This window comes from Megasphaera hutchinsoni, assembly GCF_001553405.1.
GTDB classification, from domain to species: domain Bacteria; phylum Bacillota; class Negativicutes; order Veillonellales; family Megasphaeraceae; genus Megasphaera; species Megasphaera hutchinsoni.
The window spans coordinates 1-15,241 of sequence record NZ_KQ960928.1 but is presented as its reverse complement, the minus strand read 5'-3'; the positions used below and the strand labels follow the sequence as shown (position 1 = coordinate 15,241).

Below are 15,241 nucleotides of genomic sequence, written 5' to 3'. Positions count from 1 at the left end.
TCTCATTATTTTTCTCAATTATCAATTTTATTTTATCATATTTTTATTTTAATAAAAAGCAACTTAAATTCCTATTACGAATGGTTATTTCATTTTTATTTAAGCTAAATTATTAAAAAACAAGTATCAGCATTCTTTTATACATAAGAAAAGGATAAAACAAAGGTTGCACACTATATGCCGCAATCTATTGTTTTATCCCTTAATTCTTATGATGATTTTACCTATCAATACAATGCTTTATAGATACTATACACTTTATCATAATCCAATTCTACAAAGTTATGCGACATTAACCGACCTTGATTTTTCATAACGGAATCGGCAAATTCAGCCAAATCTTCTTCCGTTACACCATATTCATGCAACGCTTTTTTCGGTAAAATTGTATTTAATAAATTTTCTAATTCTTCATATACATGATCCACATCACAGCCTAAAATTTCTGCAATAAACGCATTAAGACGTGCAATTTCTCCATCCGACTTGATAGACATGTAACAATTCATAACGCCGATGAAGATAACATAATTAGATTCTCCGTGTGGAACGTGATATTTTGCACCAAAAGGATAACTCATAGCATGAACAGCTGCACATCCAGGAGTACTAAAAGCAATCCCCGCCCAGTTGCTTGCTAACAAAAAGTTTTTCATCAACGGACCCCGTGCCTCTAATCCTTTTTCTCGCATTTCCATATATCCATGTAAAATCAAATCAATTGCATGATAGCTGAAAAGGCGGAAACTCGGTGTGGAATGCGGCGATAATGCTGATTCAACAGCATGCACTAAAGCATCAATCGAACTTGTAGCAAATACTTTAAAAGGCAATGTTTTTAATAACTGTGTAATCAATACGGCCTTATCAGCATACATCGCATCATCAGCAATACCTTTTTTGGTATTACGACTAATAAGTGCCATAACCGAAACATTGGTCACTTCACTACCAGTACCGCAAGTAGTCGGAATTAAAATAAGTTCTTTTCCTTTTTCAATGGGTTTCTTTCCGTCAAACAAATCTAATATAGGACTTACATGACGTAACGAAAATAGTTTACATAAATCCATGATCGTACCGCCACCAATACCGATAATGCGCGTTACATCTTTCGGCATGTCCCGATACATCGCTTCTGCCATTTCATCTGAAGGTTCACCCATACCATATTTTTCTTGAAAAATAACCGCACAAGGAAGATTCATGTCGCCAAAATTGGGTTCATAAATGTATTCATTCGTAACGATCAAATCACCTTGTCCAATTTTTAATTCATTAACAAACTCTTGGCATGACTCATACGTATAAATAGTTGGTTTTAATTGTAATTCAATCATTGCTCTCATCCCTTTCTAATGGTGTGCAGTGATAGCAACCACCACTGCACATATACCGGAAGAAATTAGTCCCACAATTCTTTGGTAGTAGGAATTTTAGCATCTTTAATCACATACGCAACGCGTGAAATATTCAGAAAATGCTTATACGTAATATTTTCTGACATACTGTTACCGCCCCAGCTGCCACAGCCCAACGTAGTTGTCGGATTCAAGCCATTTGTATAGCTTCCACCAGCCGTAGAAGAGCATGGTTGATTTACGGTTACACGGCTAACTGGTAATTTCGTGCCAGCTGCTTCAATATGTTTATCATTAAATGAATGTACCGATGCCGTATGACCTGCACCCTTGAAAAGATAATTATCATTAGCCATTTTAATAGCTTCATCAAACGTATGATACTTCACGCACACCAAAACGGGGCAAAGTTTTTCATCGCATAAGATTTCATCTTTTCCATGTTTATCCAATTCAATTAAGAATACTTTTGTACCTTCAGGAATCGTTAATCCTGCTTCTGCAGCAATTACAGCCGGTGATTTACCAACCAATTTTTTATTCATCACTCCACCAGGGAAGATAACATCACGCATTTTTTGACGAGTAGCTTCATCGCTAATGACAAAAGCTCCATCTAATTTAAATTCATTAATAATAGCATCATATTTATCATTAGGAATAAATACACATTGTTCACCCGAACAAATAATACCATTATCAAACTTTCTACCATTAATAATCATAGGAACAGCTTCCGTAATATCTACATCACGGTCAATAATAACTTGCGTGTTACCAGGACCTACACCTAACGAAGGTTTACCACTACTGTATGCAGCAGTAACCATTCCAGGACCACCTGTTGCTACTACAACATCACAAGCTTTCATCAAATCATTAGAGGCTTGAATACTTGCTTCTGGAATAATTTGAACTAAATGTTTCGGTGCACCTACTTTATCCAATGCTTCATTAATCATTTCTACCGTTTTAATACTACATTTTACTGATGCCGGATGGGGCGAAATAATAATGGCGTTACGCCCTTTTAATGCGGACATACTATTCATCATCGGTGTTACAACTGGATTTGTACATGGCTGAATAGCACCTACTACACCAACGGGTTTTGCTACATATAAAAGTCCACGTGCTTCATCACGTTCAATAATACCCACGCTTTTTTTATCTTTTAAATAATTCCAAATCATACCAGATTTACCGCGACACTTTGCGATTTTATCTGCAGCTACACCCATTCCCGTTTCTTCTGCTGCCATGGGACCAAGTAATTCTGCATTTTCATATACCACTCGCCCAATCACACGAACCACCGCATCTACTTGTTCCTGCGTGTATGTGGAAAATTCTTGTTGAGCGACTTTCGCTCTTGCTACATACTCATCCATATTAACTGCCATAATTACAACACCCTTTCTTTTGGAAACTATAAGTTTTAGGCATTTATATTATTCCTGCATTGCCTTATGGCTGTATTGTAAAATATCGTGTAGTTTTTCACAATAAAACGACTACCAATGCCCCAATTTAATCCCCCAACAACAAAAAAAGGATGTCCAATAAATATGAATGAAAAAGTTTCACCTCCTTTATCACATAAAAAAACCGCCCTTTATAGTATACCAAAAATAAAAGACGGTTTCATTCACTAATTTATTACACTAATTATTATGCTTTTTCATCTGCTGGTGGTGTTGGTGGTTTATATTGCTTCGACATGGGATTCGTTTGCGGCGTAACATGTTTCATCGGACCGAGTAACTCCGATTGATTTTGATAATACGTATGCAAAAATTCTTCTGACCGTTCTGATAACGGCTTTTCTAAGAAATCATTATATAAATCCTTAATTTCCGGATTTTCCCAGCTAGCTTTTACCGCCGCATCTGTATCAGATTGATACAAAGAAGCCATTCGTGCTTCTTGTACTTTTTTAACTTGTGGCATTTTTACCAAAGGCTGACCGCCACCACCAATGCATCCGCCCGGACAGGCCATGACTTCAACAAAAGCGTAATCAGTCAATGTATTATCACCCATATGTAAATCTAAAAATTTACGAACATTGCCCAACCCACTAATAGCAGCAATCTTCAACGTATAATCGCCAATCGTCACATCCGCTTCTTTAATTCCATTTAGACCGCGAACTGGTTCAAACGGAATAAATTCGGCGGGTGCATTTTCACCTGTTTGGAAATAATACGCTGACCGTAAAGCCGATTCCATAACGCCACCGGTATTACCAAATATCTTACCCCCGCCAGAAGATTGTCCAAAAACTTTATCAAAGGCACTATCTTCAAGTGCGTTAAAATCAATATTTTCTTCTTTTATCCAATTGGCTAACTCCCGCGTCGTAATACAAATATCTGTATCAACCAAAGTCGGATCGTCCCAATAATCGCTAGAAGCATTTAATTGAGGACGAATAATTTCCGATTTCTTTGCCGTACAAGGAGTAACACAAACAACCACCATTTTTTTGACATCAATTTCTTTATTCTTAGCAAACCACGTTTTAATAATCGGACTAAAAATACTAATCGGACTTTTCGTAGTAGAAAGGTTCGGTATGATTTCAGGATAATAAATTTCAGCAAATTCTACCCAACCAGGACAACAACTCGTAAACTGTGGAGTAGGAATTTCATCCGACTGCACCCGATGCATTAATTCAGTTGCTTCTTCCATAATGGTCATATCCGCACCAAAATCGGTGTCAAAGACAAAATCAGCACCTAACGAACGCAAGGAGGCAACCATTTTCCCTTCTACAAAGGTACCCGGATCCATTCCAAACGCCTCGCCAAGACCAACGCGAACGGCTGGAGCCGTCTGAAAAATAACTATTTTATCCGGATCTTGCAATGCCGCCTTTACGCGCTCAACATCGTTAACTTCTGTAATCGCACCAAATGGACAGGCATTGGCACATTGACCACAATGCACACAAATGGGCATATCGCCTGTACTAGGTAAATAATAATAATCCATAATAGTCTGCGTATTACAGCATGCTCGTAAACACATCGTGCAATTTTTACACTTTTTCACATCAAACTGTACCGAACAATTATGTTCATCAATAGGAACTCGACGCTGCAATTGTTCAAAACGAGAATGAAATTCAGTCATAACGTATATCCTTTCATAAAAACACATTAACGAATCGATCTCATTCGTTAATTTATCTTAATTATACAATATCCTTTTCATATGGTAATACAAATTCATGCCAATTACTATATTTTTTTTGAAATTAATCTTCGTAATTATAGATATATCATATTCAAAAAATACATGACAAATAATTTCACGTATTTCTCCTACAATTTTATTGTACCCCATCACCTCACAGAGTAAAAATAATTTCATTTTTTCAAATAAAATGAAATTATTTTTTCATCCCGTATCTATATGATTGTTTATACCACGTATAAAACTACATTCACTTATACTCTCTTTCTATATATCTTACCATAACTACTGAAAATAGACCAGCTTTCTCCCCTTCTAACGTATATCATAACTGCAACATACATACCCTCATTTTATCAATTTTTATGCATTTTTTCTTTCTTTTGATACTACACTTTTATGTGCCTAATTTAAATTATGAAACTTAGTTATTATTTTCACAATAATTATTTTTCCAATAAAATTACTACCAAGTATATTTAAAAAGTCCATTCTTCCTTGACAAAAAAAACATTTTATCGTGTATTCTCAATAATTACGTATTTTTAATGGCTTATATTGCAAAAAAAGTATAACGATATACGTTGCCAAAGTATACAAAAAAACAACAACAGTCACTTCTCCCCCCCACCTTTTCATTCTCATTTATAAGAAAAAAGATCTCATCAAGAAGGCTTTTTTCCTTCTCTTGAGATCTTTTTTAATCTATACCTATACACCTATTGTAATAAGTTATTTACGCATTGCTTTTTTCCGATCATGTTTATCCAAAATAGCCTTACGAATACGAATACTTTGCGGTGTAACTTCCACCAATTCATCATCATTAATCCATTCTAAGGATTTTTCTAGTCCCATATCCTGTGGTGGAACTAGCCGTAAAGCTTCATCTGAAGACGACGAACGAGTATTTGTCAAATGCTTCTTCTTGCAAGGATTCACATCAATATCAACATCGCGATTGCTTTCTCCAACCACTTGGCCTAAATAAATTTCTTGAGCAGGCTTGATGAACATAATGCCACGATCTTGCAAATTAAAAATACCATATCCCGTTGTTGTCCCCGATTCAAAAGCAACTAAACTGCCTCGTGTGCGACCAGGAATATCGCCTTTCCATGGTGCATAGCCATGGAATACATGATACATAATGCCATTCCCCTTCGTTGCCGTTAAAAATTCACTACGAAAGCCAATCAACCCACGAGCAGGAATAATAAATTCTAACCGCGTGTATCCAGAAACTTCCGTCATATTAACCATTTCAGCTTTACGTGTTCCTAATTTTTCCATAACTGCACCCATAAATTCTTGTGGTACATCAATTGTCAATGCTTCTAATGGTTCACATTTTTGTCCGTTAATTTGTTTCGTAATAACACTGGGCTTACCGATTTGTAATTCATAGCCTTCACGGCGCATTTCTTCAATCAACACCGCAATATGAAGTTCACCACGCCCCGATACCTTAAAGGCATCAGCACTATCCGTTTCTTCCACTCGCAAGGAAACGTTCGTCTGTACTTCTTTAAACAAACGATCACGCAAATGACGACTCGTTACATAATCGCCTTCTTGTCCCGCAAAAGGACTATCGTTAACATAAAAAATCATTGATAACGTTGGTTCATCAATATCAATTTTAGGTAAAGCTTCTGGATTTTGAGGATCCGTAACGGTTTCACCGATTTTCAAATCACTAATACCAGCAATACAAGCTATTTCTCCCATCGCTGCTTCTGTCTGTTCGGTGCGTTTTAAGCCTTCATATGTATAAACACGACCAATTTTACCACGTCGTTGTCCTTCACCATCGGTAATCACGACACTTTGATTCGGCATCATCTTACCGCGCACAACGCGACCGACAGCAATTTTCCCTACATAATCATCATAATCTAAGGTCGTAACCATAAATTGCAATGGTCCTTCTATATCCCCTTGTGGACTTGGGCAATGCTCTACAATCGTCTGAAATAATGGTTCTAAATCTTGGCTATCGTCATCCATCGAAAGTTTAGCAATCCCATCGCGACCATTTGCATATACTACAGGGAAATCCAATTGTTCATCCGTTGCATCCAATTCCATAAATAACTCTAATACTTCATCTTCCACTTCGGCAACACGAGCCCCTGGTTTATCTATTTTATTGATAACTACAATCGGCTTTAATTTTTGTTCTAAAGCCTTTCGCAATACATATTTAGTTTGTGGCATAGGTCCTTCAAAAGCATCAACCAATAATAATACACCATCAACCATATTTAAAACACGTTCTACTTCACCGCCAAAATCAGCATGCCCAGGCGTATCAACAATATTAATTTTCACGCCATTATGCATGACGGATGTATTTTTTGACAATATTGTAATACCCCGTTCTCGTTCGATATCACCCGAGTCCATAACCCGTTCAGCCACCTTTTCATTAGTACGGAAAATATGGCTCTGTTTTAACATCGCATCAACCAAAGTAGTTTTACCATGGTCAACGTGGGCAATAATTGCAATATTGCGAATATCTGTACGTTCCATTAAAACTCTCTCCTATACAAAATCCAAATTGAAATTTATTGAAGTATATAACTTATTTATTATATCACAAAAGTTTTTATTCGTGAATACTTTTTTTCTCAATACAAAAAAATATAGTCACTTGCTTAATACATCTTTGCCCTGCTAGCCAAAATACAATAACACCTCCACCGCAGGCCCTTCTATGCGGTGGAACTAACCTCACCATACAGCATATTTTCTATCATAAGTTCTGCCAAGATCATCCCTACGCCAATTCTAGCTGCAAATAACAACCATATACAAACGATTAAATTTATCTTAGACCCAAAAAAAGAAGATTCGTTATCGAATCTTCTTTATGCTTCGCCCAGAATACGCACTTCTGTTTCCAACTGCACACCGTGCACTGAAGCCACTCGCTCTTGTACCATGCGAATTACTGTCAATACATCCTGTGCGGTTGCCTTACCCGTATTAACGACAAAACCAGCATGTTTAGTCGATACTTGTGCCCCTCCATACGTTAGGCCCTTTAATCCAGCATGGTCAATTAACGTGCCCGCAAAATGACCCTGCGGTCGTTTAAATGTACTTCCTGCACTAGCCATCTCTAACGGTTGCTTACTCCGTCGACGCTTCATTAATTCATCCATCCGTTGTTGAATAACCAAGGGATCTTCTTTTTTTAACGCTAGCTCCACTTCTACAATAATTTCATTTGTTTCCTGAAAACGACTATGACGATAGGAAAAAGCACAAGCGGTTGCATCATACGAACATACTTCGCCTTTTTCATTTACCGTACGAACATGCGAAACAATTTGACTCATTTCACCCTCATAGGCACCCGCATTCATAAAAACAGCACCACCAATTGTTCCAGGAATGCCACAAGAAAAAGACGCTCCGCCTAACCCATTTTTCTGTGCAAATTGACATACATCTGCTAACATAAAACCCGCACTTGCTACCACCAATTTCTCCTGACATTGCAAGGTCGCTTTCATATTCTGCAACTGAATAACTATCCCACGAATGCCCCCATCTAACACTAATACATTCGATCCGCCCCCTAAAATAGTCAGCGGTAAATTTAATTCACGAGCATATCGCACAGCTAAGACAATTTCTTCTATCGATGTAGGCAAAACCAGTATATCTGCTGGTCCCCCAACAGCAAACGTGGTATGTTGGCGCATAGGCTCATTCTCCAACAAACGTTCTTTCGCAATATACCGTTGCATCCGTGCGAGATATGACGTAAGGACCTCCTTATTTATCAAGAATACTCATTCCTTCCGCCATGGCATTCTGAATAATTTGAAACACTTCTCCCGCTATCGTTTGCCATGCACGATATTTTTGCAAATAAGATTGGGCCTGTGCGTTATTTTTAATCAAAACAGACATATCATTTAATCGATCTACTTTTTGTTTGTCTTCCTTCCCCCCCATAGATTGTGCATATGCTAGTTCTGCTTGTAAGATCAAAAACTCCTTGACCATTTGCTTTGTTTTTTCATCTTTTTTTAATTCCTTACCCGCTTCGATAACATCCTGATACTCTTTACATTCTTTAATAGCCTTTGCTAACACGTTTGCCTGATCATATAATTTCATTATGCCACCTCATATTATGTTAAATTAGAAATACCTATTCCTCCTGTTAACTGAGGAAACCGCAATTGCCGTAGTGCTTCGTACGCCACAATTGCAACCGAATTTGATAAATTTAAACTTCTAGCCGCCTCTACCATAGGTATGCGAAAACACCGTTCCGGATGTGCTTTTAACATCTCTTCAGGTAACCCCTTTGTTTCTTTACCAAAAAACAACAAGTCATCTTGTGCAAAAGAAATATCGGCATAACACTGATCCGATTTAGTTGTTAAATAATACATATTATGCCCAGCATATGCATCTAATACTTCTGCCACATTTTCATGCACGCGTACATCCACTAAAGGCCAATAATCCAAACCAGCTCGCTTTAAATACTTATCTTCTAAAGAAAACCCTAAGGGCTTAACCAAATGTAACGTCATATGATTTGCTGCACACAACCGCGCAACATTTCCTGTATTCCCCGGAATTTCAGGTTCTACCATAACGATATGCATATTATAATCACTCTCCAAAGGTTATTGTACAGGATTTGTTCTTTTATTTCAATCACTACTTCTATTAATAAAAGAAGGTTTTCTTATAAAGAAAGCACGTTCTTCCTACATAAAGAACGTGCTTATATAAAAATAGTTACACTATTATGCTTTTAATTGAGCAATCTTCGCAGCGAGTTCGGGCATCGCTTCAAATAAATCCCCCACAATACCATAGTGAGCAAATTTAAAAATAGGTGCATCGGGATCTTTATTAACAGCAATAATAATTTCTGCATCCTTAATCCCTAATTTATGTTGTAATGCTCCAGATATGCCCAACGCAATATAAATTTTAGGTGCTACCTTTTTACCAGTAATACCAATTTGAGCTTCATGATCAATCCAGCCAGCATCAACTAACGGTTTAGTAACTCCAAACCCAGCACCAATCGAAGCAGCAAAATCTTGTACCGCATTCATGCCATCAATATCACCTACACCACGACCAGCACCCACAATGATTTCTGCATCTTCCAATGAATACGTCATTTTTTCAGCAGCGACTTCTTCAAAAGACAATACTTTTTGCGTTTTAGCTATATCGCCGACATCAACAGTCAACTCAATAACGTCACCCTGTCTTTTATCATCAAAGGTAGTATGTAAGAATATATCTTCACTTGCTGTCGCCAATTGAGGTCTTGTCTTCGTCATAATCTTAACAAACAATTTTCCCGTATAAGCGGGACGAATCCACATAACCGTGTCATCCGCACCTTCAAAAGTTGCATCAATACAATCTGCAACTAAACCCAGTTGCAATGATGCCGATAAGCGTCCGCCAATATCTCGACTATCATTCGTAGCTCCTAATAAAAATACTGATGGTTCATACTGTTTAATGACTTCTGCCGCTATTTTTGCATACACTTGCGAATCAAATGTGTCCAGCTCATCTTGATCTACAACGATAACAGCATCTGCACCATAACCAATTGCTTTCGGGGCTAATGTCTTTACCCCTTTACCAATCAATAAAGCAACCACCTTGTGAGGACAAGAATCAGCCATTTCTCTTGCTTTTCCCAGTACTTGTACACTTAATTTGGTTAAAGCATCTTTTTCTTGTTCCATATATACAAATATGCTATTTTTTAACTCCATTTCAAACGCCCCCTTATATCAATTTTTCCGCTACAAGCTCTTTTATCAACGTATCTACAGCTTGAGCCATCGTATCACCAGCTATCATCTTTCCAACCGTATGAGCTTCTGGTGCAAAAAGATTCGTCACATGGGTAACCGAACCAGTACTGCCCACTTCTTCAGCCTGCAAACCTAACGTATCCGTACGCCATACATCAAAAACCGCCTTTTTGGCTGCCATTTTTCCCTTAATTCGAGCCTGTCTTGGTGTATTCACTTTTTCCGTAACTGAACATACCGCGGGTAATGAAACAGCAATTGTTTCAATGCCACCTCTATTTTTACGTGTTCCCTTTAATTCCGTACCATCCAAAGATACACTATCCACATGTGATAATAACGACATATGTAACATTTCTGCTAACGATGGCGGAATCTGTCCTGTATCGCCATCATTAGAACGATTGCCCGCAAATATCAAATCGGCACCGCCTAACTTTTCAATAGCCTTACTCAAAATGCGAGCCGTTACTACCGTATCCGAACCAGCCATCTTTTCATCAGAAATCAAAATACCCCGATCCGCTCCAATAGCAATACCTTCACGCATTACTTCCCCTGCCGTAGACGGTCCCATCGTAACTAACGTAATTGTCGCATCAGGACATATATCTTTCACGGCTAATGCTGCTTCAATCGCATGCATATCCACTGGATTTAACATGGATGGTGCTCCTACACGAACCAAATTATTATCTTTTTCATCTAATTGAATATCTGAAATCGCTGGTACTTGTTTTACTAAAACAACTATGTTCATATTTCATACCTCCTTTTATAACTCCCTATTTATCATACTGATATATGTAATAGTGTTATAAGCAATTATGACATATTATGCCATTTATATCAACTATTATTTTTAATTAATAATTATTTCTATTTATATTGAAAGAATAATTTTCTCTTCCGTTTTATACCATGTTTCGTTTTTACATATCAAAAAAAGCTTACCAACTATGTTGATAAGCTTCTTTATTGACTTCATTGCAATGTACTTACTCATTCACGACATACTCATTACCATTATTACGAGCTTCTAAAATACATTTTAATGCATTGGAACTACTCGTATGTGAACGAACAACTTCTACATTTTTACGCTGTGCCTCTTTTAATGCACATCGCACCATACTATGACTGACGGTACTGGTAAATAACACAACTAAATCAGGCGATCCTATTTTTGATTTAAAATCACTAGGAACTTGTGTAAATACCTTCGCTTTATAAGAATATTTCTTACAAATCGTTTTATATTGACAAACCATACAGTCGTTACCTCCTACGATAACAACACTCATGACCCTCTCTCCTTTACACATATACAAATTAATTTCGATAATCATCTTCATTTATCATGTATATATTATATGGTATGTCATAAGTATTGTCAATGCTATTTTTAACATATTTTCTAATACAATAGAAAATATACCGTAACTCCTTTTGATATATATCAAAAATAAAGAATATACACTGCAAAATTTTCCCAACATTCTATTTTTTATATGAAAATAATTTCAGTATTATTTTCCGTTTTAAAAGAAATTAATATCGCTACTTATACCAGTTCAACTTTTTTTAAATTGAGACATATATAATTCATAGTATTTACCCTGATAATTCATCAACGTTTCATGATTTCCTTGTTCTACAATCCGACCGTTTTCTAACACCACAATCACATCGGCATTACGAATAGTTCCTAACCGATGGGCAATCACTAAGGTTGTCCGAGATTCAGATAACCGCTGTAATGAACGTTGTATTTTACGTTCTGTTTCATTATCCAATGCCGACGTAGCCTCATCCAATACTAAAATAGGGGGATTTTTTAAAAAAACACGTGCAATAGCTAGTCGTTGCTTTTGACCGCCCGATAATTTAACGCCTCGTTCGCCAATAACACTATCATATCCCTGTGGCAATTCTCGAATAAAAGAATCTGCATCCGCTAACATAGCGGCCTGTATAATGGCCTCATCTGTTGCCTGAGGATTACCATATAAAATATTTTCTCGCACCGTTCCTGAAAAAAGAAATACATCTTGCTGAACAATCCCAATTTGTCGCCGTAACGAAGCTAAGGTATATTGATCAATCGCAATGCCATCAATATAAATATGTCCACCATAAGGTTCATAAAAACGCAATAATAAACTTACTAAGCTCGATTTACCACTCCCCGTGGTACCTACTAGTGCCACGGTCTGACCTGCCTGTATATCCATAGATACATCTTGTAAAACCATTTCTCCCGGCTCATATGCAAAAGAAATATGGGAAAAAGACACCTGTCCCTTCGTTACCTGGTGATATGTCGCCGTTGGTTTATCTATAATCGCTGATTGAATAGCCATAAGTTCTTCATACCGATTATATCCAGCTAAGCCCCGCTGATATTGTTCTGTTAAAGACGTTAGCTGAAAAATAGGCTTAATAAAGACTAATAAATACATTAAAAAAGCAACTAAATCGCCAACACGAAGTTCGCCGCGTAAAATCAAAAAAGCACCCCCACCAATAATGGCTAAATTGATTAAGTTAGAAAAAAACAACACACTACTCATCATATATGCACCTATACGAAACGTCTTCTCTTTTGCCGTTCGCAAACAATTGCTACGATAGATAAACTTCTCCAGCTCAAGTCGTTCATTTGCGAATGCTTGTACCAAACGAATAGCATTCAAACTTTCTCCGGCCTGTGCATTCATTTCTCCTGTTGCTTCGCGCGTTGCGACAAAAGAAACCTTCATCTGTCGATTAAAGTAAATTGTACCTACTGTCTTGATCGCTATCAACGCCAACACCAATATCGCAAGCATCCAATTGATATAAAATAATAACGCCGCACTCCCCACCATCGTAATAGAACAAATAATAAGCAAATTAGGTAGTTGAAACGTAAATTCCCCTATTTCTGATATGTCATTAGTAATACGAGATAATAACTGCCCTGTATGGGTATTATCAAAGAAAGAAAAGGGCAACTGTTCTATATGCTCAAATAATTGACTACGTAAATCATGCTCAATAGCACTGCCCATACTTTTTCCCCAATAATAAATTCCCCAAGAAAAAAATAACGATACACCATATAATATAAACAACAAACCACTAAGCCAACATAACCGTTGTATATTTGCAAACGGCAGCACTGTTTCTAAAATATTTCGAACAATCATCGGAAAAGTGATATCCAAGGCAGCCGTCACACAAGATCCCAAGACAACAAATAACACCTGCTTATAATACCGTGCATAACATGACCATAACTGTCTCATGTTATCCTCCTTTTATATGTTTTATAAATTCATCGCTTTTCTTATCGTATCATATCATATTTTTTATTATGAGAAAAAGAAAACACACGAGCTGCTCCATAAGAAGCAGCCCGTGTGTTATGGTGCTAAAATTTCCATTGTCCTGAAACTCGCCATTCCCGTCCATCAATAGCCATCACAGGTTCTTTTTTATTAAGGATATTATCCACACCAAATATAGTAGCGAAATCCTTGCTCCACTTCTTTTCTAAGACAAAATCCATGATATTATACGAATAGCTCTTTTGATTTTGATAATAATTAGACGTAAAGCGATCGGATAATACCGCCATAATACCAGCGGCACGATGATCATCATAAGTAAGTTGCACCGTTGTTACCGCTTCGGGACGTCCCGACAACCGTGCATTCGTCTTTTTATCTGTCGCATTAATCGTATTATATACGGCTTTTAACGTAACACGAGGATTGAAATGCACACCTAACGTGAATTCAGTTCCGTTTATTTGTACTTCTCCGACATTAAAATACTCAATTAAAGCAGGCATCCCATTAGGCCCACGCTTAGTTGTCTTTGCATCAATTAAGTTATACACGCTATTATTAAAATAGGTAACCTTTGTAAATAGATTTCCCTGTTCGCCTTCTAACGTAATATCATAACTAGTTGCATACTCAGGCTTTAAATTAGGATTTCCTTTAATACTTACAATAGCCGGCCCCATAGCCCGATTCATATCCATATACAACTCACTAATGGTTGGTGCTTTATATCCTTTACCATAATTTACTTTCAGGCGTACATGTGGTTCCAACTCATAGGTCATGCCAATTTTCGGTGTAATTTCTGAACCAAAGCGTTCATTATATTCATATCGTATAGCTGGTATAAACACAAGACGATCAGTTACTTGCCATACATCTTCCACAAATCCGGCATATGATTTTACACTATGTGCTTTTTTCACTTTATTCAATCCTGCCGGCGAACCGCCGAGGCGGGTGCCTTCATAAAAAACATTACGATATTCTGCACCATATGTCACATTGTGATGCTCCCCTATATATGCCGTATTTTTACCTTCTACAATCCAGTTGATATATACAGCCGAATCCATATCTGCCTTCGGATGCTTACCCCCCTTTCTTTTTTCTAAATCCTTAGAAAATGTTTCCCTCTTATTAATTAAATTTGATTCTTTATTCAAACGACTATAATATGTACGTATCTGATAGGAATTTTTTTCATTTTTTCCTATATACTCTATACTATATTCATTTTTATCATAATGGTACCATTCTTTTTTATCTTTATTATAAAATATACGTTTCGACAAACTTGTCATATTCGGAAATTCTGCTTGAAAATCATCATTCATATGAAAGATATCAAACCGAATTTTATTCTTATTGTTATTTTCAAAATCATAAATAGCCGTACCATGGAATAAACGATGCATACCATACATATTAGACTCATAACCATCTGTAATAGATCCCCATTCATCCATGTCTCTGCCTTGCGGTGTTCCCATGTGTCCGCCTTGTGGTGTTCCCA

Annotated in this window: 12 protein-coding genes; all 12 read right to left on the bottom strand. The window is 37.0% G+C overall.

Translation table 11 applies throughout. The features are described from left to right. Positions 1–227: 227 nt before the first annotated feature. The gene (locus HMPREF3182_RS01090) at positions 228–1,340 is read right to left on the bottom strand and encodes a 4-hydroxybutyrate dehydrogenase (protein WP_062484992.1); all 1,113 of its coding nucleotides are present in this window, start codon (positions 1,338–1,340) and stop codon (positions 228–230) included. Between the two features lie 65 nt (positions 1,341–1,405). Continuing rightward, positions 1,406–2,764: an aldehyde dehydrogenase family protein gene (locus tag HMPREF3182_RS01085; RefSeq protein ID WP_007392259.1), complete on the bottom strand. Its 1,359-nt coding sequence runs from the start codon at positions 2,762–2,764 to the stop codon at positions 1,406–1,408. 268 nt (positions 2,765–3,032) lie between these two features. Continuing rightward, a complete protein-coding gene (locus HMPREF3182_RS01080) occupies positions 3,033–4,502 on the bottom strand; it encodes a [FeFe] hydrogenase, group A (protein ID WP_062484990.1) in 1,470 nt (489 codons plus the stop codon). Between the two features lie 795 nt (positions 4,503–5,297). After that, a complete protein-coding gene (gene typA, locus HMPREF3182_RS01075; RefSeq protein ID WP_062484988.1) occupies positions 5,298–7,103 on the bottom strand; it encodes a translational GTPase TypA in 1,806 nt (601 codons plus the stop codon). A 338-nt stretch (positions 7,104–7,441) separates the two neighbouring features. Beyond that, positions 7,442–8,329, bottom strand: a complete 888-nt coding sequence (murB, locus tag HMPREF3182_RS01070) for a UDP-N-acetylmuramate dehydrogenase (RefSeq protein ID WP_062484986.1) — start codon at positions 8,327–8,329, stop codon at positions 7,442–7,444. A 28-nt stretch (positions 8,330–8,357) separates the two neighbouring features. Then, entirely contained in the window at positions 8,358–8,705 is a 348-nt protein-coding gene (locus tag HMPREF3182_RS01065; RefSeq protein WP_062484984.1) for a YlbF/YmcA family competence regulator, read from the bottom strand. A gap of 14 nt (positions 8,706–8,719) precedes the next feature. Then, positions 8,720–9,205, bottom strand: coding sequence for a tRNA (cytidine(34)-2'-O)-methyltransferase (locus HMPREF3182_RS01060; protein ID WP_062484982.1), 486 nt, complete (start codon positions 9,203–9,205; stop codon positions 8,720–8,722). Between the two features lie 144 nt (positions 9,206–9,349). Continuing rightward, positions 9,350–10,351 (bottom strand): electron transfer flavoprotein subunit alpha/FixB family protein, encoded by a 1,002-nt coding sequence (locus HMPREF3182_RS01055; RefSeq protein ID WP_062484980.1) that lies wholly within the window; start codon positions 10,349–10,351, stop codon positions 9,350–9,352. Between the two features lie 13 nt (positions 10,352–10,364). Next, on the bottom strand, positions 10,365–11,153 hold the full coding sequence (locus HMPREF3182_RS01050) for an electron transfer flavoprotein subunit beta/FixA family protein (protein WP_007392204.1): 789 nt from the start codon (positions 11,151–11,153) through the stop codon (positions 10,365–10,367). Between the two features lie 238 nt (positions 11,154–11,391). Further along, the gene (locus tag HMPREF3182_RS01045) at positions 11,392–11,697 is read right to left on the bottom strand and encodes a DUF2325 domain-containing protein (protein ID WP_036257315.1); all 306 of its coding nucleotides are present in this window, start codon (positions 11,695–11,697) and stop codon (positions 11,392–11,394) included. A gap of 270 nt (positions 11,698–11,967) precedes the next feature. After that, on the bottom strand, positions 11,968–13,683 hold the full coding sequence (locus HMPREF3182_RS01040; protein WP_062484978.1) for an ABC transporter ATP-binding protein: 1,716 nt from the start codon (positions 13,681–13,683) through the stop codon (positions 11,968–11,970). A gap of 125 nt (positions 13,684–13,808) precedes the next feature. Next, on the bottom strand, positions 13,809–15,241 hold a 1,433-nt coding region (locus tag HMPREF3182_RS01035; protein WP_062484976.1), incomplete at its 5' end, for a TonB-dependent receptor plug domain-containing protein.